The organism is Crenobacter cavernae (assembly GCF_003355495.1).
GTDB classification, from domain to species: Bacteria; Pseudomonadota; Gammaproteobacteria; order Burkholderiales; family Chromobacteriaceae; genus Crenobacter; species Crenobacter cavernae.
Map to the genome: position 1 here is coordinate 1,550,082 of NZ_CP031337.1, position 23,169 is coordinate 1,573,250.

Below are 23,169 nucleotides of genomic sequence, written 5' to 3' on the forward strand. Positions count from 1 at the left end.
GATCAGCGACTTGAAGAGCGGGGCGGTAGACACGGTGTTGTTGTTTGGCGGGCCTGAAAGCGCGGGATCATACCAGAAAAGCCCGCCGGACCGTAGGCGCCGGACGTCGGCAAGACCGGGTCTTGCGAAAAAGTTGACGCGTTTCAGTGACTTGCGTAATATTGCGGGCTCCGCGTTTTGCGCGCGGAAGCAATGCAATTTTCAGGAGCTCATGCGAATGTATGCGGTCATAAAAACCGGCGGTAAGCAATATAAAGTTGCCGTCGGCGAAAAACTCAACGTAGAACAGATACCTGCAGACGTCGACAGCCAAATCGTACTTGAAGAAGTGCTGATGGTGGCGGACGGTGATCAGGTGGTGATTGGTGCTCCGCTGGTGGAAGGCGCCGTCGTGAAAGCGACCGTCGTGTCCCACGGCCGTGGTGAAAAGATCCGCATCTTCAAGATGCGTCGTCGTAAGCACTACCAGAAGCGTCAGGGTCATCGTCAGAACTTCACCGAACTCCGCATCGACGAGATTTCGAAGTAATCAGGAGATACAGTCATGGCACACAAGAAAGCTGGCGGTAGCTCCCGCAACGGCCGCGACTCCGAAGCTAAACGCCTGGGCGTGAAAGTATTCGGCAGCGAACTGATCCCGGCCGGTTCCATCATCGTGCGTCAGCGCGGTACCCGCTTCCACGCTGGCGACAACGTCGGCATGGGCAAGGACCACACCTTGTTCGCCAAGGTCGACGGTTACGTCGAGTTCACCACCAAGGGTGCGCTGAACCGCAAGACCGTGAGCGTGCTGCCGTACACCGGCGCGGACGCCGAGTAATTCGGTTCCGTCACGTCGAAAAAGCCCTGTCCTCGGGATAGGGCTTTTTTGTTTGTCCGGAACCGCGAGGTGTCGGACCTGAAGGGCGGCTCGGCCAACCTTGAGGCCCGATTCCTCATGCATTGGAGGAGAGAAAAGTGAAATTCATCGACGAAGCCCGCATCGAAGTGGTGGGCGGTAAGGGCGGCAACGGCGCGTCGAGCTTCCGACGCGAGAAGTTTGTGCCGTTCGGCGGCCCGGACGGCGGCGACGGCGGCCGCGGCGGCAGCGTGTACGCGGTGGCCGACGAGAACGTCAATACGCTGGTCGAGTACCGTTTCGTCAAGCGCTATCAGGCGCTCAACGGCGAGAAGGGGCACGGCGCCGACTGCTACGGCAAGGGAGCCGACGACATCGAGCTGCACATGCCAGTCGGCACGGTGATCGTCGACATCGACACCGAAGAGACGGTCGCCGACCTGACGCACCACGGCCAGCGCGTCGTGCTCGCCAAAGGCGGCAAGGGCGGCCTCGGCAACATCCACTTCAAGTCGTCGACCAACCGCGCGCCGCGCCAGTGCACGCCGGGTGAGTCGGGCGAGATGCGCGCGCTCAAGCTCGAATTGAAGGTGCTGGCCGACGTCGGCCTGCTCGGCATGCCAAACGCCGGCAAGTCGACCTTCATCCGCTCGGTGTCGGCCGCCAAGCCCAAGGTCGCCGACTACCCGTTCACCACGCTGCACCCGAACCTCGGCGTGGTGCGCATGAGCGATACGTCGAGCTTCGTGATCGCCGACATCCCCGGCCTGATCGAGGGCGCGGCCGAAGGCGCCGGCCTCGGCCACCGCTTCCTCAAGCACTTGAGCCGCACCGGCCTGTTGCTGCACATCGTCGACGTCGCGCCGTTCGACCCGGAAGTCGACCCGGTGCGCGAGGCGAACGCGATCGTAGAGGAACTGAAGAAGTACGACGAGGAGCTGTACGACAAGCCGCGCTGGCTGGTGCTGAACAAGCTCGACATGGTGCCCGGGGACGGGCGCCGGGAAGTCGTCGACGCCTTCCTTGCCGCCTTCGACTGGCCGCTTGAGAACCCGGACGACCGCTTCGCCTTCGACACCGGGGCCAAGCGCCACTTCGTGATCTCGGCGCTGACCGGCGAGGGCACGAAGGAGCTCACCTACGCGATCAAGGACTACCTCGACGCGCGCCGCGCCGCAGAGCGCGCCGCCCGCGGCGAAGAGCCGACCGAGGCGCCCAAGCCCTACGATCCGCTGGCCTGAGCCCTTTCAGGCTCGGCCGACGCCCCGTCTACCTCAGGTAGCGGGGCGTTTTTGCTGCGCCGCGCTTGTCAGCGCCGCGTCGCGCTGGCAAGGTCGCGGGATGACTTCCGCCACCCTTGCCGCCCCGGTCACGTCGAACCGGACCGCGTATTTCCTTCTCATGCTCGCCGCGCTGTTCTGGTCGGGCAACTTCGTGCTCGCACGCGCGATGCACGCGGCTATCCCGCCTTTCACGCTCGCGTTCGCGCGCTGGGGCATCGCGCTTCTCGTGCTGCTGCCGCTCGGATTGAAGCCCTTGTTGGCCGAGCGCGCGCTGTGGCGGCCGTACTGGCGCCGCATCGTCGTGCTTGCGCTCCTCGGCATCACCGGCTTCAATTCGCTCGTCTACGTCGGCCTGCAGAGCACCAGCGCGACCAACGGCGTGCTGCTCAATTCCTTCATCCCGATCCTGATCGTGCTGATCGGCGCGCTGGGCTTCGGCCTCAAGGTCGGTGTGCGCCAGGCGCTGGCGATAGCCGTGTCGTTCGCAGGCGTCTTGACCATCGTCGCGCACGGCGAACCGTCGCGGCTGCTGTCGCTGCAAATCAACCCCGGCGACGCACTGGTGTTCGCCGCCATGGCGTGCTGGGCCGTCTACACGCTGCTCTTGCGCGCCGTGCCGCCTTCGATCAGCCGCGTCGGCCTGTTGACGCTACTGGTCGCGTTGGGCCTCGCAGCGCTGCTGCCGTTCTGCGTCTGGGAATGGTCGCGCGGCGCGGCGGTGGCGTTCACGCCGGCGACGCTCGCGACCTTCCTCTACATGGGCACGCTGCCGTCGGTCGCCGCCTACTACTTCTACAATTTCGGCGTGGCGCGCGTCGGCGCGGCGCGCGCCGGCACCTTCATCCACCTGATGCCGGCCTTCGGCGCGTTGCTGTCGACGCTGTTCCTCGGCGAGGCGATCGCCGCCTACCACCTCGTCGGCATCGGGCTGATCCTCGCCGGCGTCGCTCTGGCGACGCGCGTGGCGCGGCGATAACGGCACAACCGTCACAAAGGAGAAGCACGATGAGCGATGAGGACAAAGAGAACGGCATGGCGAAGCGCACCCAGGTGATGGGCGAGGCCTTCGTCGCGCGCGCGATGAGCGGCGTCGACGGCTTCAACGCGCCGCTGCAGGACTGGCTGAACGAACACGCGTGGGGCAGCACCTGGCAGCGCGACGGCATCGACCTGAAGACGCGCAGCCTCGTCACCTGCGCGATGCTCGCGGCGCTCGGCCGCAGCCACGAACTCAAGGGCCACGTGCGCGGTGCGATCCATAACGGCGCGAGCCTCGTCGAACTGCGCGAGGTGCTGCTGCACGCGGCGGTGTACGCCGGCGCGCCGGCGGCGGTAGAAGGCTTCCGCGTTGCGCGCGAAATCATCGACGAGCTGGGGCTAGCCGTGCCGCCGCTCGAAGAAAAGCGCTGACCCTGCTGATGCAAGGGTTGAAATGTCGGCACAGTGCATCAAACTGATGCCGGTTCCTACCCCCAATATGAGGAGACTTGAGATGGCCACCGTTACCCTGAAGGGCACCCCGTTCGACGTCGCCGGCAACCTGCCGGCCGTAGGCGCCACCGCCGCCGAATTCTCGCTGGTCGGCAACGACCTGGGCGAAGTGAAACTCGCCGACTTCGCCGGCAAGAAAAAAGTGCTGAACATCTTCCCGAGCGTCGACACCCCGGTGTGCGCCGCGTCGGTGCGCAAGTTCAACGAGACCGCCGCCAGCCGCGCCGACACCGTCGTGCTGTGCATCTCGGCCGACCTGCCGTTCGCCCAGGCCCGCTTCTGCGGCGCCGAAGGCCTGAACGACGTCAAATCCGCGTCGACCTTCCGCGGCGGCGACTTCGGCCAGGCCTACGGCGTGGCGATCGCTTCGGGCCCGCTGGCCGGCCTGAACGCGCGCGCGGTCGTGGTGCTCGACGAGAACAACGTCGTGAAGTACACCCAGCTCGTGTCCGAAGTGACCGAAGAGCCGAACTACGAAGCGGCCCTGGCTGCGCTGTAATTCCGCTTGGCCGGTTCGCCGGACGGCTGAAAGCAAAACCCCGCGTAGGCGGGGTTTTTTCATGGCTCGGCCAACCTTTGGCGACGTTGGCCGAGCCTTAAGGACAATTCCTGTTCGGCCAAGCTTCGGGGAGGGTGGAAGACCAATATGGTTTTGATGCGGCTTCGCCGCGTTTGATTTGCATCGCCGGTTCCGCCCGGCGGACGGGTTCCTTTCTTTGCTTCGCCAAAGAAAGGAACCGAAAGAAAGGCGAGCCCACCGCCGCTCGTGTCCGCTTGACCGGCCCCCGGCGAGGCGTCGTCGAACTCGCGCCGCGCTACCGTCGCGGCGCTCAAACAGCCGGCGGCTTAAAACCTCGCCGGGGGCCGGTCAAGCGGCGCGGCAGAAGGGCGGTTATCCGTGGTCTACTGCGGCAGTCGTTCTTGTTTGGCAAAAGGCTTGGGGGAGTTTCAAAGGTTGGCCGAGCCCCCGTCGCGAGCTTGAGCCGCAGGGACGCGACGAATCAACTGCCGACGCTCGGCCAACCTTGGAGCATAGGAACGGTTTTTCAAAATGAGACCGCAAAGCGTGGCATACCGCGGCCCATGTGCCCTTCCGCCGCGCCGACCGGACGACGTCCCGCGAGGTTTTAAGCCGCCGGCTGTTTGAGCGATTCGACGCTAGCGAATCGCGAGTTCCGGCGGCGCCTCGCGGGGCGTTGGCCGGGCGGGAATAAGCGGCGGTGGGCTCGCCTTTGGGGTGCAGGGGGCTTTGGCGAAGCAAAGCCCCTTGCCCGTGTGCCGGGCGGAACCGGCATCTAAACAATGCGGCGAAGCCGCAACAAAACTATCTTGATTTGGTTAGGCCGAGCGTGGGCTGTTGGTGCATCGCCGCGCGGTTGGGCATTTAGGGCGTGTCGCGGGTGAACCTTGCGTAGGACACCTTATCGCCGGCCTCAAACCCCACGATCAGAAGACTGTTGTGCCAGCCGAATCCGGAGCATTGTCCCAATTCGTAGGTAAGAACCCTATTTTCTGAACGGTCGGGTCGGCCGAGTAAGAGGAAGATTTCGGAATGAGTCTTCCCAACAAGGCTGCCTTTTTCTATCAGGTCCAGAGCCATGCCGCCGCGAACACACCCGGGGTCATTGGTGGCGGCGTAAATATCGGTGTTACGCCGCCATTTGTGGGTATCGAACGGCTCGCTATTGACACTGGGGCGCTGGAGGCTAACCCAGACAAGGGCAATGGCGGAGACGCCAATCCCAAGGGCAATCGCGGCCGATACTCGAAGAAATTTTCGTCCCGGCATGTTCAAGTCAGTACCTCGGATGTAAGCGTTACCCGGCCGAGTTCGCAAGGCTCGGCCAAGCTCTCGCATCAAAACTCGAACCTGCTCTCCACCACCTCCACGCTATCCCCAACCCTCACCACCCCACTATTCAACGCCCGCATATTCACCCCGAAGCAAATCCCCTCCGGCAACGCCCGCGTGCGGAGCAGCGTTCTCATCGGCTCGCCGTCGGCGCGTCGCGCGCCGAGCTCAGGGTCGACCGTGCTGAAGATGCAGCGCGAGCACGGCGTGGTGACTTCGAATTCGACCTCTCCGACGCGCACCCGCTTCCATTCGTCTTCTTCCCACGCGAAGTCGGCGTCGACGACGAGGTTGGCGCGGAAGTGGCGGGTGGTGACCGGCTCGGCCAACTCCGCGTTCAACTCGTTAAGCGACGCGCGGTTGATCAGCAGATAAGGATAGCCGTCTGCGAACGACAGCTCGCCGTCGCCGCCCTTCTGCGCGCGCTGCGACTCCTTGCCCAGCCACAGCAGCCGGCAGGGGTGGCCGAGGTAGTCGGTGAACCACGCGTCGGCCGCCGCGTCGCCGTGCCAGGCGGAAAAAAGATCCTTCCACACCGTCGCGTCGTGCGGTGTCTTGAAGCTGGCGTGTTCTACGGCAAGCGCTTCGCGGCCCGGCGCGGTGAAGCGCGCGCCGCTGGGGCCCGGTTCTACGACGACGCGTACCAGGCTCGGCGCGGTGCGGCCGGTGATGAAGTGGCCGGCGGGGCTCACCAGCAGCCATTCGCGGTCGTGCTCGAGGCCGCGCGGGCCTGCGGCGGCGGATTCCAGCGCGTTGCCGCGCGACGATTTCAGCGGGTGGACGTAGAGTTCGGAGAGGCGCATCGCGTTACGCTCCGGCTTCGTCGTCGATCAGGCTTGCCTTGTGCTTGTCGGCGAGGCGCACGTAGTGCTCGGCGGAATACTTGAAGAAGGCGAGTTCGGCCTCGGTCAGCGGCCGCACCTGTTTGACCGGGTTGCCGAGGTACAGGAAGCCCGATTCGAGCCTCTTGCCCGGCGGCACCAGGCTGCCGGCGCCTATAAGCACGCGCGATTCGATCACCGCGCGGTCGAGCACGGTGCTGCCGATGCCGATCAGCACCTCGTCGTGGATGGTGCAGCCGTGCAAGGTCACATGGTGGCCGATGGTGACGTGACGGCCGATGATCAGCGGCGCGCCGTGCGGGTCGGACTCGCGCTTGTGGCTGACGTGCAGCATCGCGAAGTCCTGGATGTTGCTCGCCTCGCCGATCTCGATGTGGTTGACGTCGCCGCGCACCACCGCGCACGGCCACACCGACGCGGCGTCGCCGAGCTTCACTTCGCCGATCACGACCGCCGCCGGGTCTACATAAGCCGATTCGGGCACTTCGGGGCGGTGGCCGCAGAAGGAGCGGATATTGCGATTCATCGGTTTGTCCTCATCTCGAAAGGGTTTCTACGATGATACCGTGAGCCCGCCTCCCCGGATGCGGCGTCGCACCCAGGGTTTCACCGCACACTAAAGGATTCCGCATGAGCCTCAACCCGCTGCTCGACTTCTCCGGCCTGCCGCGCTTCGCCGACATCACCCCCGACCACATCGCGCCGGCGATCGACCAGATCCTGGCTGACGCGCGCGCCGCGATCGATGACATCACCGCCGGCGACGCGCCGGCGAGCTGGGGCACCGTGCTCGAACCGCTGACCGACGCGACCGAACGGCTCGGCCGCGCGTGGGGCGTGGTCGGCCACCTGAACGCGGTGGTCAACACGCCGCCGCTGCGCGACGCGTACAACGCGAACCTGCCGAAGGTGTCGATGTTCTCTACCGAGCTCGGGCAGAACCTCGAACTGTTCGCGCGCTTCAAGGACCTGAAGGCGAGCGCCGGCTACGCGGCCTTGAGCGGCGCGCAGAAGGCGCTGCTCGACCACGACCTGCGCGACTTCGTGCTGGCCGGCGCCGACCTCGAGGAGCCGGCGAAGAGCCGCTTCGCCGAGGTCGAGACGAGGTTGGCCGAGCTGGCGGCCAAGTTCGAGCAGAACGTGCTCGACGCTACCGACGCCTTCGCGCTGTACGTCGACGATGTGAAGGAACTGGCCGGCCTGCCCGACGACGTGCTCGCGCTGTTCGCCGCGGTCGCCGAGGCCGACGGCAAGAGCGGCTATAAGATCACGCTGCAGATGCCGTTCTACCTGCCGGTGCTGCAGTACGCCGACAAGCGCGAGCTGCGCCGCGAGCTGTACGACGCGTACGTGAAGCGCGCGTCCGAGTTCGGCCCGGCGGAACTCGACAACACCGCCATCATCGGCGAGAAACTCGGCCTCGCGCGCGAGTCGGCCGAGCTGTTGGGCTTTGCCGATTTCGCGACGCTGTCGCTCGAGACCAAGATGGCCGACAGCCCTTCCGAGGTGATCGCCTTCCTGCGCGACCTCGCCGCGCGCGCCAAGCCGTTCGCGGTCAAGGATCGCACCGAGCTCGAAGCGTTCGCGCGCGAGACCTTGGGCCTGGACACGCTCGAGGCGTGGGACCTGGCCTACGCCGCCGAGAAGCTGCGCGTCGCGCGCTACGCGTTCTCCGAGCAGGAGGTGAAGCAGTACTTCCCCGAGCACAAGGCGCTCGAAGGCCTGTTCGGCGTCGTTGACACGCTGTACGGCGTTAGCGCGAAGCCGGCCGACGCGCCGGTGTGGCACCCGGACGTGCGCTACTTCGAACTCGTGAAGGACGGCGAGCTCGTCGGCGGCTTTTATCTGGACCTGTACGCGCGCGAGAACAAGCGCGGCGGCGCGTGGATGGACGACGCGCGCGGCCGTCGCAAGAAGGGCGAAGTGGTGCAGACGCCGGTCGCTTATCTGACCTGCAACTTCAGCCGCCCGGTCGGCGACAAGCCGGCGCTGTTCACCCACGACGAGGTGATCACGCTGTTCCACGAGTTCGGCCACGGCCTGCACCACCTGCTGACGCGCGTCGACGTGTTGGGCGTGGCCGGCATCAACGGCGTCGAATGGGACGCGGTAGAGCTGCCGAGCCAGTTCATGGAGAACTTCTGCTGGGAGTGGGACGTGCTCTTGGGCATGACGAGCCATATAGAGACCGGGGAGACCTTGCCGCGCGCGCTGTTCGACAAGATGCTCGCCGCGAAGAATTTCCAGAGCGGCATGCAGACGGTGCGCCAGATCGAGTTCGCGCTGTTCGACATGCGGCTGTACGGCGACTTCGACCCGGAAGGCGACTGGCTGAAACTGCTCGACGAGGTGCGCGCCGAGGTCGCGGTGAACTTCCCGCCGGCCTACAACCGCTTCCCTAACGGCTTCTCGCACATTTTCGCCGGCGGCTACTCGGCCGGCTACTACAGCTACAAGTGGGCCGAGGTGCTGTCGGCCGACGCGTACGCGGCGTTCGAGGAGGCCGGCGGCGCCAACCCGGTCACCGGTAAGCGTTTCTGGGACGAGATCCTGGCGGTCGGCGGTTCGCGCCCGGCGCTCGAATCGTTCCGCGCGTTCCGCGGCCGCGATCCCGAGATCGACGCGCTGCTGCGCCACAGCGGCATGATCGCCGAAGAAATTCGCTGAGCGCCGGAACTTAGGCGAACGCGTCCGGCTCTATACCAGGGAATGTTCTCCTGTGTGTGGAGTGCTTTCCCGGCGGGCTTGGCGGCCCGCCAAGAGCAGCAAGCGAGCTGGACGCAGCGATTCTTTCCTCGTGTGTGTGGAAATCTTGAGAGTCTGTGTCACCCCTCCGGGTTTAAGCACCCCGGAGGGTTTTTTTTGCGCCTTGTCTCCCGCGTTTGACCGCGTCTCCCGCCCTTCCTTGCCCCCTGTCGTAATCGTGGCTTCACGAATTTTTCGCTTAAGCTTTATGAGTCATATTGATATAAAAAATATGTAAAATGATTGAAAATTTTATTGGCATGGCTAATAAATCATTCGGCAAATTGTGCTAGGGTTGCCCCTCGTCCAAACATATGAGAGACGGGTCGTCGGCGTGCCGGCGACCATATAAAGGGGAGAATCCGATATGACTATTCGTTCCAGGCTGATTTTACTGATCGTTTGTGCCGTGCTGGCGCTGGCCATGGTGGCCGGGGTCGGCTACCGCGGCATGGTGGCCGAAGAAGAGGCGATCCACGAGATCGGCGACGTCCGCCTGCCTTCGGTGCTGCACCTGCTGGACGCGCGCTCCAACTTCAACCGCGTGCGGGTGTGGAATCTGGAGGTCGCGATCAAGGAAAACGACTACAGCCCGGGGGCGCGCCAGTTCTTCGACGAGCGCCTGAAGAACAAACTGACTTCACGCGGCTATTTCGAGGGCGCCATCAAGGCGTACAGCGCGCTGCCGATGAGCGACGACGAGGGCCAGCTCTGGGACGCGTACACGCCGCGCGCCGAGGCCTGGCTCGCGGCCGACAAGGGCTTGGATCGCATTATCTCCCGCCTTTCCCGCGCCGCGACGCCCGAGGAGCAACAGGCGCTGTTCCGCGAGTTCTACTCGCTTTATGAGAAGCAGGCGACGGCGGCCGAAAGCATGGACGCGGCGCTGTGGAACCTTGTCACGCTGAACCAGAAGATCGCCGAAACCGCCGTCAAGGGCGGTATCGAGACCAGCCAGGAGAGCAAGCGCCTAGCCTTCGGCGTGATCGCGCTCGCCGTCGTCGCGCTGATCGCCATCGGTTTCTGGGTGTACCGCGCGGTGCTCGGCCCGCTGCTGGCGACGCGCGATACCGTGCGGCACATCGCCGAGCATAACGACTTCACCTTGCGCATCCCGCACGCCGGCCGCGACGAGGTCGGGCAGATGGTCGAAGGGCTGAACGGCCTGATCGACCGGCTGCAAACGTCGTTCCGCCAGATCCAGGCCAGCATGGGCGAGGTGCGCGGCGCGGTGTCGGCGCTGTCGGCGGCGTCGCAGCAAGTGGCCGCCGGTTCGGCGCAACAGAGCCAGTCGACCGCCGAAATGGCCGCCTCGGTCGAGGAGGTGACGGTCAGCATCGGCCATGTGGCGAGCAACGCCGACGCGGCGATGAGCATTTCCGGCCAGGCCGGCGGCGAGTCGCAGGAAGGCGGGCTGATCATCGAAAAGACCGTGTCCGGCATGGTGGGGATCGCCGGCACCGTGTCCACCGCCGCGAAGGTCATCGAACAGCTCGGCGAGGAGTCGCAGCATATTTCCAGCGTGGTCCAGGTGATCCGCGACATCGCCGACCAGACCAACCTGTTGGCGCTGAACGCGGCGATCGAGGCGGCGCGCGCCGGCGAACAGGGGCGCGGTTTCGCCGTCGTCGCCGACGAGGTGCGCAAGTTGGCCGAGCGCACCGCGCAGTCGACCGGCGACATCGGGCTGATGGTCGGAAAGATCCAGTCGGCCGCGCTGTCGGCGGTCAAGGAAATGCAGGACGTGGTCAGCCAGGTGGACGGCGGCCGCGCGCTCGCCGACGAGGCCGGGCTCAGGATAGCCAGCATCCGCGAGCGCACCGACGAGGTGGCCCGCGCGGTGACCGAAATCACCCATGCGCTGAAGGAGCAGGGGCAGGCGAGCCAGCAGATCGCGCGCCATGTTGAAGCGATCTCGCAGATGGCCGACGAGAACCACGCCGCCAGCGACGAAACCGCGAACAACGCGCGCCGGCTCGACGAGCTGTCCGGCTCGGTGTCCGATACGCTGGCGCGTTTCAAGGTCTGAGACGGCCGATTCGCCGTTCCGAACCCCGCGTCGCCGCAAGGCGCGCGGGGTTTTTTTATGGTGCTTCAAGAAGCCGACCTTCGCCAAGCGCACACCGACGCCGTCAGCGCGCGCAGGCCGTACAATGGCGGGTCCGATTGCCCGATAAGGAAGACTCCCTGTGAAATTCGCCACCTGGAACGTCAACTCGCTCAAAGTTCGCCTGCCGCAGGTGCTGCAATGGTTGGCCGAGAATCCGGTCGACGTGCTCGCGCTGCAGGAGCTGAAGCTCGACCACGACAAGTTCCCGCTGACCGAGATCGAGGCGGCCGGCTACCGCGCGGTGTGGTACGGCCAGAAGACCTACAACGGCGTCGCGCTGCTGACGCGCGCGCCGCTCGAGCCCGTCGAGGAGGTGCTCGGCATCCCCGGCTACGACGACCCGCAGCGCCGCGTGATCGCCGCGACGGTGAACGGCGTGAGGGTGATCGGCGCCTACTGTGTGAACGGCGAATCGATAGAGTCCGACAAGTACGTGTACAAGCTCGAGTGGTACGCGCGCTTGCATGACTACCTCGCCGCCGAGCTCGAAAAGCACCCGGCCTGCGTGCTGATGGGCGACTTCAACATCGCGCCCGACGACCGCGACGTGTACGACGTCGAGGCGTGGCGCGACAAGGTACTGTGCTCGGTGCCCGAGCGCGCCGCGTTCGAAGGGCTGTTGGCGCTCGGCCTGACCGACGCGTTCCGGATCTTCAACCAGGAAGACAAGCAGTACAGCTGGTGGGACTACCGCGCGGCGATGTTCCGCCGCAACCTCGGTCTCAGGATCGACCACATCCTCGTCACCGATGCGCTGAAAGCGCGCGCGACCGAGTGCGTGATCGACAAGGCGCCGCGTAAGTGGGAGCGTCCGTCCGACCACGCGCCGGTGGTGATCACGCTGGCCGACTGAACCCGGGCGCGGCCCCGACATCGAACAGCCTGGCCGAGTCTCCGTATAGCGGAACTCGGCCAGGCTGTTTGCTTTGATGGCGCCGCTCAGCCCTGCTGAGTCGCGAGCGCGGTCTCGGGCAGCGCGCGCGGGTGCAGGTTGGCCTCGAACTGGCGCGCGGCGGCGGTCCACGAGAAGCGCTCGGCGACGCGGCGGACGTGCTCGCGGTCTATAGAGAGCGCCTCAAGGCACGCTTTCTTGAGGTCCCAGTCGAGCACACCGGCGCCCGACTCGCCGACGACGTCGAGCGGCCCGGCGACCGGGTACGCGGCGACCGGCGTGCCGCACGCCATCGCCTCGAGCAGCACCAGGCCGAAGGTGTCGGTCAGGCTCGGGAAGACGAACACGTCGCCGGCGCGGTAGAAGCGCGCGAGCTCCATCTGCGGGAATACGCCGGCGAAGTAGACGTCGGGATAGTCCTTCCTGAGCTTCGGCAGCAGCGGGCCTTCGCCGACCACCCACTTGCTGCCGGGCAGGTCGAGCTTCAAAAACGCCTCGATGTTCTTCTCTACCGCGACGCGGCCGATGTAGACGAAGCGCGGCGGCGCGGTGTCTAGCCTGCCGCGTTCGCCGGGTGTGAACAGCTCGGTGTCGACGCCGCGGCCCCACAGTACGACGTTGTTGAAGCCGCGCGCGGCAAGGTCGTCGCAGATCGAGCGCGTCGGCGCCATCACCGCGCGACCGGCGTTGTGAAAGCGCCTGAGCCACGCATAGCTGACCTTGACCGGTAGCTTGACGCGCGCGTGCACGTATTCGGGAAAGCGCGTGTGGGAGGCGGTGGTGAAAGGCCGCTTCTTCTTCATGCAGTAGCCGCGCGCTGCGAGGCCGAGCGGCCCCTCGGTCGCGATGTGGATCGCGTGCGGCGCGAAGGTCTCGATTCTTTGCGCGACGCGCCGCCCCGGGAACAGCGACAGCCTTATGTCCGGGTAGGTCGGGCAGGGCAGCGTCGTGAAGTCCTGCGGCGTGAGGAATTCGACGGTGTGGCCGAAGCCGGCCAGTTCGCGCGCGGTTTCGGTCAGCGTGCGCACGACGCCGTTGACCTGCGGGCGCCACGCGTCGGTGACGATCAGGATACGCATGCTTTTTCTCCTTCGCTTGCCAGGGGCTCGGCCAAGCTGACGGGGGCGCCGCCCGGCTGCGCGGTCCACGCAAGGACCTCGAGCCGGCCGTCGGCGTGCTCGGCGAGCGCGGTCAGGCTCTCGACCCAGTCGCCGCTGTTGGCGTACAGCACGCCGTCGATGTCGCGGATCTCGGCCTTGTGGATGTGGCCGCACACGACGCCGTCGAAGCCGCGCCGGCGCGCCTCGTTCGCGAGCACTGCCTCGAACTGGCTGATGAAGTTCACCGCGTTCTTGACCTTGTGCTTCAGGTACTGCGATAGCGACCAGTAGGGCAGGCCGAGCTTCATGCGCACCCAGTTGAAGCCGCGGTTCAGCTGCAGGATCGCCGTATAGAGGCTGTCGCCCAGATACGCGAGCCACTTCGCGTACTGGATCACGCCGTCGAACGCGTCGCCGTGGATGACGAGCAGGCGCCTGCCGTCGGCGGTGCGGTGCTCTGCCTCGTCGCGGATCGCGATGCCGCCGAAGTCGAGCCCGCAGTAGGGGCGCGCGGCCTCGTCGTGGTTGCCGGGGATGTAGACGACGCGCGTGCCCTTGCGCGCCTTTCTCAAGAGCTTCTGCACGACGTCGTTGTGGCTCTGCTTCCACTGCCACGATCTCTTCAGCTGCCAGCCGTCGACGATGTCGCCGACCAGGTACAGCGTGTCGGCCTCGTGGTGGCGCAGGAAGTCGAGCAGCTGCTCGGCGCGGCAGCCGCTGGTGCCCAGGTGCACGTCGGAAATCCACAGCGTGCGGTAGCGCGGGGGCGGGGCGAAGTCTCGGATCATGATGGCGTCCAGGCGAGGGCGACGGCGCCATCGTGCAGGCGCGATGTGACAGCATGGTGAGCGCGGCGTGACGTTAAGGTGAACGCCAGTTTGGTATGATGGGCACCGCGCCTATTGGGGCGAGGAATGGTTGCAGGACCTGCACGAGGGCCTGTCCAAGCTGCCGATGTTGCCGGTCGGCCTGCCGTCGGTCGACGACAGGGTCCGCGGCCTCGACACCGGCGCCGACGACTACCTCGTCAAACCGTTCGCGTTGGCCGAGGTCGCCGCGCTCGCGCACGACGACGCGACGCGGACGCGCGCGCTGTCCAAGCTGATGGCCGGCATCGACCGCGCAACAAGGCTGACCGAGCCGTTGCTCGCGTTGTCGCGGCTCGACCCGCTCGCCGGCCTCGCGCGCGGCGACGCGCTGTTGATCGCTCTCCTCTTGCGCAACCTGCTCGACAACGCGCTGCGACACCCTGCCGCATTCCGCCAGCCCACACTAGGCGCTACACTGAGCGGGTCGGTGTTGCTGCACGTGGCGGCGCCGGCTCCAAGCTTAGGGCGACCATCCGCCCCCGTGCCCCGTCACCGCGCGGGGCGTTTTCTTGTCGCGGCCTTTCATGACGCTGTTTCCCGCCGCCGAGCAAGGCTCGGCCAACCTTGCCCGTGCCGCACTAGGCGTCGCGCGCCTGCGCGATGCGATGCTCGCGCTCGCCTTCGTCCTCGCCGCCGTCGCCAGGCTGTCGGGCGTCGCTTTGCCGTGGCTGCTCGTCGGCCAGGCGCTGGCGATGCTGTTCGGCCTGAACCGGCTGACCGTCGCAGCGCTGCGACGCGGCCTGCCGCCGCGCCTGCCGCTTTGCGCCGGCCTCGCAGGCGACCTCGTCGCGCTGACCGAAATCCTGGCGTTCACCGGCGGCGCGGCCAACCCGCTCGCGTCCTTGTATCTTCCGGTGGTGCTGATCGCCGCGCTCCTGGCGCCCGGGCGCTTCGTGTGGGCGCTGGCGCTGGCGGCCGTAGCCGCCTACGGCCTGCTGTTCTACTTCCACCTGCCTTGGCCGCTCGCCGGCGGCGACGCCGCCTACGCGTTCAACCTGCACCTTGTGGGCATGTGGCTGACCTTTGCGCTATCGGCGCTGTTGATCGCCGGCTTCGTCGCGCGGCTGTCGAGGCGCCTCGTCGAGCAGGAGGCGGCGCTCGCCCGTGCGCGCGAGGCGCAGCTGCGTAACGAACAGTTGATCGCGCTCGGTGTGCAGGCGGCCGGCGCCGCGCACGCGCTGTCGACGCCGCTGAACATACTGACCCTGCTCGCCGGCGAACTGCGGAGTGAAACCGCCGACCGGCCGGAATTGGCCGCCGACTGGGCGGCGATGGACGCGGCGCTCTTGCGCTGCCGCGAAGCGTTGGCCGAGCTGAAGGAGGGCGGCGAGCCCACGCCGCAGGCAGAAAGCCTGCGCCACGCGTTCGTGCGCCGGCTCGAGGGCTGGCGCGCGCTCAAGCCCGGCGTGAGGCTGGCGGCCGAGCTGCCGCCTGAGGATGCGCCGGCCGCCAGCCTGTCTCTGCTGTTCTGGCCGGCCTTTTTCAACCTGCTCAACAACGCCGCCGAGGCCGACCCGTGCGAGGTGAGGCTGAACGTAGAACAGCGCGAGCACGCGCTCTTGATCGACATCGTCAACCCGCGCGGCGCGCTCACCGATCAACAGCTGTCGCGCGCCGGACTCGCGCCGGTCGAGAGCGGCAAGCCGGCCGGGCTCGGCATCGGCGTGATGCTGAGCCACGCGACGCTGTCGCGGCTCGGCGGCACGGTTCGGCTCGAAAACCGCGCCGGCGGCGGCGTGCTCGCGCGGCTCGAGCTGCCACTGTTGCCGGAAGGGGAAACGCGATGAATGAGAACTGGCTGATCGTCGACGACGACGACGCGTTCGCCGGCGTGCTGGCAAGGAGCCTGGCGCGCCAGGGCCGCGCGGCGCGGCACGCGGCGGACCCCGAATCTGCGCTTGCCGCGCTGTCGCCCGACGTCACCCACATCGTGCTCGACCTGAACCTTGCCGGCGAGAGCGGCTTGCGCCTGTTGCCCGAACTCAAGCGCCGTTGTCCGGCGACGGCGATCCTCGTCTTGACCGGCTACGCGAGCATCGCCAGCGCGGTCGACGCGGTGAAGCTCGGCGCGGTGCAGTACCTCGCCAAGCCGGCGACCTTGGCCGAGATCGTCGCGGCCTTCGACGCGCGCGAACCGAACGCCGCGCAGCCGCTGCCGGCGCAGCCGATGTCGGTGAAGCGGCTGGCCTGGGAGCACGTGCAGCGCGTGTTGTTTGAACACGGCGGCAACGTGTCGGCGACCGCGCGCGCGCTGAACATGCACCGCCGCACCTTGCAGCGCATGCTGGCCAAGCGGCCGGTCAAGCAGTGAGCATGGCGCGTAGTCGAAACGCCATGCTGTTCGGAAGTGAAAAAACGACTCAAACAAATGTTCGAATTGGCGAAAGGCTTGGACGCGCTAGAGCATTTGCGCTAAATTCCCATGCGCACTGAAACCATTACTGGTTTTTGTGGTGTTAGCCCCTCGAAGCATCGTACCGGTCAATCCGGTAGGGTGTTTCTTCCTCGTGTTGGCCCCTGACGGATTCCCTTCAGGGGTATTTTTTTGCCCGCCGTTCCTCTCCCGCCGCCATTCGCGTCGCCTTCCGTGCGCTAGGCAAGCTCGGCCGGCCGAGCCTCTGTCAGTCCCTCGCCCCGCCCGGTTCGGCCGGGTTCGACGCGGCGCGCGCCCTTAGCCGAGCACCTTGCCCGGGTTCATCAGGTTTTTCGGGTCGAGTGCAGCCTTCAGCGTCTTCATCAGGTCCAGCGCGACCGGGTCCTTGTAGCGGGTGAGCCAGTGGGTCTTGAGTTGGCCGACGCCGTGTTCGGCGGCGAAGGTGCCGGCGTGGCGCGCGACCGCGTCGTAGACGATTTCGTTCGCGCGCTCCTCGTCGCAGAAAAGGTTCTCGTTGCCTGGCCGCGTGTACGACAGGTTGTAGTGCAGGTTGCCGTCGCCGGCGTGGCCGAAGGCGACGATGCGCACGCCGGGGAAGGCCGCTTCGAGCGCCGCGTCGGCGTCGCGCAAGAAGGCCGGGATGGCGCTCGACGGCAGCGCGATGTCGTGCTTGATGCTTGCGCCGTCCTTCGCCTGCGCCTCGGAGATCGCCTCGCGCAGCTGCCACAGCGCTTGGCGTTCGCTCTCGCTCTGCGCGACGACCGCGTCTGCGAAGGTCTGCTCGGCCAACCATTCGACCAGGTCGTCGGTGAGCCGGGCGGCGTCGCCGCCGTCGGTCAGCTCGACGAGCAGGCTCCACGGCGCGGAAAACGGCCGGCGCGCGCCCGGGATGTGCTGCTCGACCAGTTTCAGGCACACGTCGGCGACGAGCTCGAACGTCGTCAGCCGGTCTGCGAAACGGTCGCGCAATGTCGAGAGCCAGGCTATCGCCGCCTCGGCCGACTCGACGCCGATGAAGGCCGTCGCGACCGCGGTAGGGCGGGGAAACAGCTTGACCGTCGCCGCGGTGATCAGCCCCAGCGTGCCCTCGGCGCCGATGAACCACTGCTTGACGTCGTAGCCGGTGGTGTCCTTCCTCAGTCCCGACAAGGCGTTCAGGATCCGGCCGTCGGGCAGCACCACCTCGAGACCGAGCGTCAGCTCGCGCATCGTGCCGTAGCGCAGCACCGCGAGGCCGCCGGCGTTGGTCGACAGGTTGCCGCCGATCTGGCACGTCCCTTCCGATGCGAGCGACAGCGGGAACAGCCGCCCGGCTTGTTCCGCCGCGTCCTGCAAGCCTTTGAGCGTCACGCCGGCCTCTGCGGTCAGGCTGTTGTTGGCCGCGTCGACGCCGCGCACCTTGTTCAGCCGCCCCATCGCGATCACCAGCGCCGCGCCCGACGTATCCGGTGTCGCGCCGCCGGCCAGCCCGGTGTTGCCGCCCTGCGGGACGACGGGGGTGCCGGTCTCATGGCAGAGCCTGACGAGTTCGGCGACCTCGGCGGTACTGGCGGGGCGCGCGACGGCCAAGGGTTGGCCGAGGTAGCGTTTGCGCCAGTCGAGGCAGTACGGCGCGGTATCCGACGGGTCGGCAAGCAGATGATTCGCGCCGACGACGGCGGCGAAGCGTTCGACGAGGGGGCTCATTGGGCGGCCTCCATCAGCAGCGGCAGCAGTCTGCCGGGGGTGGCCCCGGGTTCGGCGTGAAGGATCAGCGTCCGGCGCGCCCGCGTGCAGGCCACATAGGCGTAGCGTTTTTCCTCGGCGAAAGGGACGTTGGCCAGCGGAAAGCGGCCTTCTTCCAGGCCGACCAGGACGACGCGATCCCATTCGCTGCCCTTGGCGTGGAAGATGGAGCTCAGCAGCGGGCCGGGCCGGGCGGTCTCGGACGGGTAGCGATGCCGGCGTTCCAGGTCCGCCAGCCTTTTGAGCCAGCCGGCGGCGGTAAAGCCTTGTGTATAAAGATGCCCGACGAGGTGGCGCCAGGCGGCGACGCGCGCCCGCCCTTGTTCGCGGCTGCCCGCATACGCGGCCAGGTCGGTCTCCAGCCGGGCCTCGCGGGCGAAGGCCTGGACCTGCGGGCCGAGGGCTTGGTCCGCGGGGGCTTCCAGCAAGGTGGCGATCGCCGCCTGGAGCTGGCTGCGCCGGCCTCTTTGCGCTTCGCCGGCGTCCGGGGCGAACGGGACCCTGGGCAGCATCTCGCAGACGGCACGCCAGTTGGCGGCGCTGTCGGCGATGTGGTCGATCAGGTCCTGCCGCGTCGCGTCGGCGAGCAGCCAGCCAGGCAGGCTCAGCAGCCGCTCGGCGAGCAGGCTGCGCTGGCGCTTCAGATATTCGGGGTCGGGCTGTGCGTGCGCTCGCGTCTCGCCGGTGCGCGGGGCGGCGACGATTTCGGCCAGCGCCTGCAAGAGCCGCGCTTCGCCGCGCCGCCAGAACGGCAGCACGCGTTCGTGCAGGCGTAAGGGTTGGCCGAGCTCGGCGAGCGCCAGTTGCACCGGCACCAGCTGCCCGGCGTCGCGCGCGAGGATGGCGCAGCTGCCGGCGTCCGGGTCCTGGCCCAGCGCCTTCAGGAAGGCAGCCAGCGGGCGGCGCTCTTCGATGACCCGGCCGGGGCTGTCGCCCGCGCCCTGCACCGGCGCTTGCGAGGGGCTGCGCAGCGCGTTGGCCAGTTGCGCCAGGCGCGGGCCGAAGCGGAAGGACAGCGACAGCGGCAGCCGCGTGCGCACCGCGAAGCGCTCGCAAAAGGCCGGGAAGATATGCGCCGCGTCGGCCGCCCGCCACGCCTGCAGCGCCTGGTCGCGGTCGCCGACGGCGACCACCCGCTGCAGCCGCCGTCCCCACAGCGACAGGAATTCGAGCTGCAGCGGGCTGGTGTCGTGGAACTCGTCGAGCAAGAGATAACGTTGGCCGAAGCCCGGCGGGTCGAGGCCGTCCTGCCCGGCCGCCCGCACCAGGTCATAGCAGGCGTCGCCCGCCAGCCGGAAGCCGCGTCCGCGGCGTTTTCGACGCTCTACCGGCTGGACGGCGCGCCGCCGTTCGTATTCCAGGAAGGCGTGCCAGACCGGGTAGGGGCGGTCGCCGATCGCCTGTTCGATCCAGTCGGGGTCCTGTTCGTCGCCGATCAGCCCGGGGGCGAGGCTCTGCTTGATGAAGCGGAAGGCGTCGAGCAGCTCGCGCCGCGCCTCGGCGTGCCCTTCGAGCTGCGGGTGACGCTCGTCGCCGGCGAAGGCCTCGTTGGTGCGCTCGATCACCTCCGGCAGCACATGGTCGAGCGCCCAGCCGTCGTCGACGCTCAGCCGGTCGTCTGCCAGGCAGCGCTGCGCCTCCGCCTCGCAGACCTCGTCGATGGTGGCCACGGTGACCCTGTCGGCCAGACGCGGATTCCACGCAGACAGGCGATCGGCCAGCACCGCCTTGCCGTTCGCGCTGAAGGTGAGCGCCAGCACCGCTCGGCCGACGGCCGCGTACTCCAGCGCCAGGAGGGCCAGCACGCTGGTCTTGCCGCTGCCGGCCGCCGCCTCGATCAGCAGATGGCCGTCGGCGTGGTCGAGGATGCGGCGCTGCTCGTCGGTCGGGGTGAAGGGGGCGCTCATTTCTGCCAGTAGGTCTTCACGTTGACGAATTCGTAGAGGCCGAATTCGGACAGCTCGCGGCCGTAGCCGGACGCCTTCACGCCGCCGAACGGCAGCCTGAGATCGGAGCTGGTGTGGCGGTTGATGAAGACGCTGCCGGCCTCGATCTGGCGCGCGAGCTGCCAGCCACGCTCGACGTCGCCGGTGTAGATCGCCGCGCCCAGGCCGAACGGCGTGTCGTTGGCGAGCCGGATCGCGTCGTCGGCGTCGCGTGCGCGCAGGATGCTCGCGACCGGGCCGAAGGTCTCTTCGTGGTAGACGCGGCAGGCCGGCGTGACGTGGTCTAGCACGGTCGCCGGGTAGAAGAAGCCGGGGCCGTCGGGCATCGCGCCGCCCAACAGCCGCTCGGCGCCGTTGTCGAGAGCGTCGAGCACCTGGGCGTGCAGGCTCTCGCGCAGGTCGGCGCGCGCCAAGGGGCCGAGGCTCGCGGCCGGGTCGGAAGGTTGGCCGAGCGTCAGTTTTCTAGCTTCGGCAACGAAGCGCTCGATGAAGGCGTCGGCGATCTCGGGGACGACGATCATCCGCTTGGCGGCGTTGCAGCTCTGGCCGGCGTCGCGGAAGCGCGAGTGGCAGGCTTCGGCCGCGGCGGCGTCGAGGTCGGCGTCCTCGAGCACGATGAAGGCGTTGCTGCCGCCGAGCTCGAGCACGGTCTTCTTGATGTGGCGGCCGGCGAGGCTGGCGATCACGCGGCCGGTGCTCGTCGAGCCGGTGAAGGCGACCGCGTCCGACGCGCGCACCGCGTCCTCGACCGACTCGGGGTCTATCCACGCGACGTCGAACACGTCGAGGCCGGCGGCGCGCACGACGTCGAGCAACAGGCCGGTCGACAGCGGCACCGACGGCGCCGGCTTGACGAGACAGGCGTTGCCGGCGGCCAGCGCCGGCACCGCGAAGCGCAGCACCTGCCACACCGGGTAGTTCCACGGCATGATCGCGAGCACGATGCCGAGCGGCTCAAACGCGACCGCGCTGGCGCTCGCCTGCGTCGCGATGTGCTTGGCGGCCAACAGTTCGGGCGCGAGCTGCGCGTAGTAGCGCGTCAGCTGTACCGACTTGTCGATCTCGGCCAGGCACTCGGCGGTGCGCTTGCCGACCTCGAGCGTCACGCGGTGGGCGAGCTCCTCGCGCACCGCTTCGAGCGTGTTGGCGAGCGTGGTGAGCTTCTCGGCGCGCGCCTCGGGCGCAAGCTGCGCCCACGCGCGCTGCGCGGTCTTCAGCGCGGCAAGGCGGCGCGGCAGTTCGTCGGCCGGCCAGGCGGGCCGGGTATGGACCACCTCGCCGGTGGCCGGGTTGCAGCTGGTAAACGCAGTCATGCCGCCACTGTAACAAAAAGCCCCGGCGCGTTCAGCAAGGAGGCTTCCCGTGTCGCGCGCCGGCAAGGCGGCGTCGCAACGTTGGTTAAGCTTACGCGGGCTCGAGATCGGCCGGCATCCGGCCGGTCAACAGGTAGTCGATCAGCTCGCGGGCGCTCCTGATCGCGCTGCCGAACGGCAAGGGTTCGGCGCCACGGAAGAACAGGCCCTTGGACACCTCGCCGCGGAAGGCGGCGGCGAGCTTGAGGTCGATGCAGAACTGGCCGACCTTGGACAGACCGTCGCGCAGGCCGCACACCGCAAGGCAGTTGAGGCCCTGCGTGCAGCGCGCCGGGTCGGCCTTCGCATGCGCCTGCAGCTTCTCCTCGCGTTTCAGATAATTTCTCAGGAAAGGCGTCAGCACGCCGCGCGCCGGCAGGCCGGCGACGCTCATGAACTCGCCGATGTCCTCGGGGCGCGCGCCGGCGAGCACCGCCTTGAAGTTGTCGTGCGCGTCGCCCTCGCGCGTGACGGCGAAGGCGGTGCCGACCTGCACCGCGCTGGCGCCGTAGTCGTCAAGGTAGGTTTTCACCTTCTCGTGGCTGTTCACGCCGCCGGCGACGATCAGTGGGATCGCCTCGCGCTCCAGACCCAGCGACTTGAACAGTTCGAACGTTTCGTCGAGCACGCGCTTGAAGCAGAACTTCGCGTCGGAAATGTCCGAGATCTTGGCCGCGCCGAGGTGGCCGCCGGCGTGCTTCGGATGTTCGATGACGATCGCGTCGGGCAGGCGGCCCTTCTTCATCCAGCGCTTGAGCACGATGCCGATGCCGCGCGCCTCGGACAGGATCGGGATCAGCGCGATGTCTGGATATCCAGAGGCCATCTCGGGCAGGTCGAGCGGCAGGCCGGCGCCCATCACGATCGCGCCGGCGCCCGATTCGCACGCCTGGCGCACGTAGGCGGCGTGCGCGTCGACCGCCTTCATTACGTTGACGGCGATAAGGCCCTGGCCGGCGGCGGTGGCGTTCGCGGCGCGGATCTCGCGGTCGAGCGCGGTGAGGTTCAAGGCGTCGAGCGCGGCTTGGTCTTTCGCGTGTTTCGATTCGGCGAGCAGGTCTTCGTGCAGGTGGCGCAGGTCGACGCTGGCGATGGTGCCGACGCCGCCTTCGCGCGCGACGGCGCCGGCGAGGCGCTTGGCCGAGATGCCGACGCCCATGCCGCCCTGGACGACGGGAAGCAGCGTGCGTCCGGCGAGGCGGAGCTCAGAGAAGGTGTGGGACATGAAAAAACGCCAGGTGGAGGTAAAACCGCATTCTGGCGTCTAGGGCTCGGCCAACGTTTGACCCGCATCAAGGAAGGCGCTCAGCGCGTCGCGTAGACGCGCCTCTTGCCCTGCCTGTCGAAGGCGATGACCGGGTAGGAGACCTTGGTCGGGCCTTCCATGCCCGGGCTCCCGGCCGGCATGCCCGGCACCGCAAGGCCGGCGATCGCCGGTTTTCCCTTCAGCACCTTCTTCACGAGGTCGGCCGGCACGTGGCCCTCGAACACGTAGCCGTCGATCTTCGCCGTGTGGCAGCCGCCGAGGTCGGCCGGCACGCCGAGCTTCGCGCGAACGGCGGCGAGGTCGTCGCGCGGCTCGACTTTCAAGCTCACGCCGTTCTTTGCGAGGTGTTCGGCCCACGCGGTGCAGCAGCCGCACTGCGGATTCTTGTAGACGGTGCCGGTCGCGGCGAGCGCGGACAGCGGCAGGATTAGGCTGGCGAGCAGGAGCGCGAGCTGCGGGTTCATAGATCTCTCTCTAGGGCAT

The 23,169-nt window shown here is 67.4% G+C and carries 22 protein-coding genes; 11 read left to right on the forward strand and 11 right to left on the reverse strand.

Features of this window, described 5'->3' with window-relative positions; genetic code table 11:
* Positions 1-217: 217 nt before the first annotated feature.
* The 6 genes from rplU (at position 218) to tpx (ending at position 4,111) form a co-directional block, all read left to right on the forward strand.
* A complete protein-coding gene (rplU, locus tag DWG20_RS07520) occupies positions 218-529 on the forward strand; it encodes a 50S ribosomal protein L21 (protein WP_115433223.1) in 312 nt (103 codons plus the stop codon).
* A gap of 15 nt (positions 530-544) precedes the next feature.
* Positions 545-820, forward strand: coding sequence for a 50S ribosomal protein L27 (gene rpmA, locus DWG20_RS07525; protein WP_115433224.1), 276 nt, complete (start codon positions 545-547; stop codon positions 818-820).
* 137 nt (positions 821-957) lie between these two features.
* Entirely contained in the window at positions 958-2,079 is a 1,122-nt protein-coding gene (obgE, locus tag DWG20_RS07530; RefSeq protein ID WP_115433225.1) for a GTPase ObgE, read from the forward strand.
* Between the two features lie 100 nt (positions 2,080-2,179).
* Positions 2,180-3,097: a DMT family transporter gene (locus tag DWG20_RS07535; protein ID WP_115433226.1), complete on the forward strand. Its 918-nt coding sequence runs from the start codon at positions 2,180-2,182 to the stop codon at positions 3,095-3,097.
* Between the two features lie 29 nt (positions 3,098-3,126).
* Positions 3,127-3,531 (forward strand): carboxymuconolactone decarboxylase family protein, encoded by a 405-nt coding sequence (locus DWG20_RS07540; protein WP_115433227.1) that lies wholly within the window; start codon positions 3,127-3,129, stop codon positions 3,529-3,531.
* Positions 3,532-3,613: 82 nt separating this feature from the next.
* Positions 3,614-4,111 (forward strand): thiol peroxidase, encoded by a 498-nt coding sequence (gene tpx / locus DWG20_RS07545; protein WP_115433228.1) that lies wholly within the window; start codon positions 3,614-3,616, stop codon positions 4,109-4,111.
* An 885-nt stretch (positions 4,112-4,996) separates the two neighbouring features.
* On the opposite strand, the gene DWG20_RS07550 is transcribed toward tpx, so the two are convergent.
* The 3 genes from DWG20_RS07550 to DWG20_RS07560 form a co-directional block, all read right to left on the reverse strand.
* Complete coding sequence (locus DWG20_RS07550) at positions 4,997-5,401, reverse strand: hypothetical protein (protein ID WP_181880994.1); 405 nt, start codon at positions 5,399-5,401, stop codon at positions 4,997-4,999.
* Between the two features lie 68 nt (positions 5,402-5,469).
* Complete coding sequence (locus tag DWG20_RS07555) at positions 5,470-6,267, reverse strand: MOSC domain-containing protein (RefSeq protein ID WP_115433230.1); 798 nt, start codon at positions 6,265-6,267, stop codon at positions 5,470-5,472.
* A gap of 4 nt (positions 6,268-6,271) precedes the next feature.
* Positions 6,272-6,832, reverse strand: coding sequence for a gamma carbonic anhydrase family protein (locus tag DWG20_RS07560; RefSeq protein ID WP_115433231.1), 561 nt, complete (start codon positions 6,830-6,832; stop codon positions 6,272-6,274).
* Between the two features lie 104 nt (positions 6,833-6,936).
* On the opposite strand from DWG20_RS07560, the gene DWG20_RS07565 reads away from it, so the two are divergent.
* The 3 genes from DWG20_RS07565 to xth all read left to right on the forward strand — a co-directional run bounded on the left by DWG20_RS07565 (position 6,937) and on the right by xth (position 12,014).
* Positions 6,937-8,973, forward strand: a complete 2,037-nt coding sequence (locus tag DWG20_RS07565) for a M3 family metallopeptidase (protein WP_115433232.1) — start codon at positions 6,937-6,939, stop codon at positions 8,971-8,973.
* Between the two features lie 445 nt (positions 8,974-9,418).
* Positions 9,419-11,080 carry a HAMP domain-containing methyl-accepting chemotaxis protein gene (locus DWG20_RS07570; protein ID WP_115433233.1) on the forward strand — a complete coding sequence of 554 codons (1,662 nt, stop codon included), beginning with the start codon at positions 9,419-9,421 and terminating at the stop codon, positions 11,078-11,080.
* Between the two features lie 160 nt (positions 11,081-11,240).
* Positions 11,241-12,014 (forward strand): exodeoxyribonuclease III, encoded by a 774-nt coding sequence (gene xth / locus DWG20_RS07575; protein WP_115433234.1) that lies wholly within the window; start codon positions 11,241-11,243, stop codon positions 12,012-12,014.
* A gap of 86 nt (positions 12,015-12,100) precedes the next feature.
* Here the strand turns inward: xth and DWG20_RS07580 are convergent, their stop codons facing one another.
* The 3 genes from DWG20_RS07580 to DWG20_RS16735 form a co-directional block, all read right to left on the reverse strand.
* The gene (locus tag DWG20_RS07580) at positions 12,101-13,132 is read right to left on the reverse strand and encodes a glycosyltransferase family 4 protein (RefSeq protein ID WP_115433235.1); all 1,032 of its coding nucleotides are present in this window, start codon (positions 13,130-13,132) and stop codon (positions 12,101-12,103) included.
* Positions 13,120-13,941, reverse strand: a complete 822-nt coding sequence (locus DWG20_RS07585; protein WP_115433236.1) for a UDP-2,3-diacylglucosamine diphosphatase — start codon at positions 13,939-13,941, stop codon at positions 13,120-13,122. Before DWG20_RS07585 ends, DWG20_RS07580 begins: the two co-directional genes overlap by 13 nt.
* A 73-nt stretch (positions 13,942-14,014) precedes the next feature.
* Complete coding sequence (locus tag DWG20_RS16735) at positions 14,015-14,401, reverse strand: hypothetical protein (protein ID WP_425451608.1); 387 nt, start codon at positions 14,399-14,401, stop codon at positions 14,015-14,017.
* 145 nt (positions 14,402-14,546) lie between these two features.
* Between DWG20_RS16735 and DWG20_RS07595 the strand changes: the two genes are divergently transcribed.
* Together DWG20_RS07595 and DWG20_RS07600 are read left to right on the forward strand one after the other, a co-directional pair.
* Positions 14,547-15,809 (forward strand): ATP-binding protein, encoded by a 1,263-nt coding sequence (locus tag DWG20_RS07595; RefSeq protein WP_115433237.1) that lies wholly within the window; start codon positions 14,547-14,549, stop codon positions 15,807-15,809.
* The gene (locus DWG20_RS07600; RefSeq protein ID WP_115433238.1) at positions 15,806-16,333 is read left to right on the forward strand and encodes a response regulator transcription factor; all 528 of its coding nucleotides are present in this window, start codon (positions 15,806-15,808) and stop codon (positions 16,331-16,333) included. Before DWG20_RS07595 ends, DWG20_RS07600 begins: the two co-directional genes overlap by 4 nt.
* Positions 16,334-16,693: 360 nt before the next feature.
* Here the strand turns inward: DWG20_RS07600 and DWG20_RS07605 are convergent, their stop codons facing one another.
* The 5 genes from DWG20_RS07605 to DWG20_RS07625 all read right to left on the reverse strand — a co-directional run bounded on the left by DWG20_RS07605 (position 16,694) and on the right by DWG20_RS07625 (position 23,150).
* Positions 16,694-18,082, reverse strand: a complete 1,389-nt coding sequence (locus DWG20_RS07605) for an FAD-binding oxidoreductase (RefSeq protein ID WP_115433239.1) — start codon at positions 18,080-18,082, stop codon at positions 16,694-16,696.
* Positions 18,079-20,028, reverse strand: a complete 1,950-nt coding sequence (locus DWG20_RS07610) for a UvrD-helicase domain-containing protein (protein ID WP_115433240.1) — start codon at positions 20,026-20,028, stop codon at positions 18,079-18,081. Before DWG20_RS07610 ends, DWG20_RS07605 begins: the two co-directional genes overlap by 4 nt.
* Positions 20,025-21,380 carry an aldehyde dehydrogenase family protein gene (locus tag DWG20_RS07615; RefSeq protein WP_115433241.1) on the reverse strand — a complete coding sequence of 452 codons (1,356 nt, stop codon included), beginning with the start codon at positions 21,378-21,380 and terminating at the stop codon, positions 20,025-20,027. Before DWG20_RS07615 ends, DWG20_RS07610 begins: the two co-directional genes overlap by 4 nt.
* A 91-nt stretch (positions 21,381-21,471) precedes the next feature.
* Entirely contained in the window at positions 21,472-22,644 is a 1,173-nt protein-coding gene (locus tag DWG20_RS07620) for an NAD(P)H-dependent flavin oxidoreductase (RefSeq protein ID WP_115433242.1), read from the reverse strand.
* A gap of 80 nt (positions 22,645-22,724) precedes the next feature.
* A complete protein-coding gene (locus DWG20_RS07625) occupies positions 22,725-23,150 on the reverse strand; it encodes a DUF411 domain-containing protein (RefSeq protein WP_115433243.1) in 426 nt (141 codons plus the stop codon).
* Positions 23,151-23,169 lie beyond the last annotated feature (19 nt).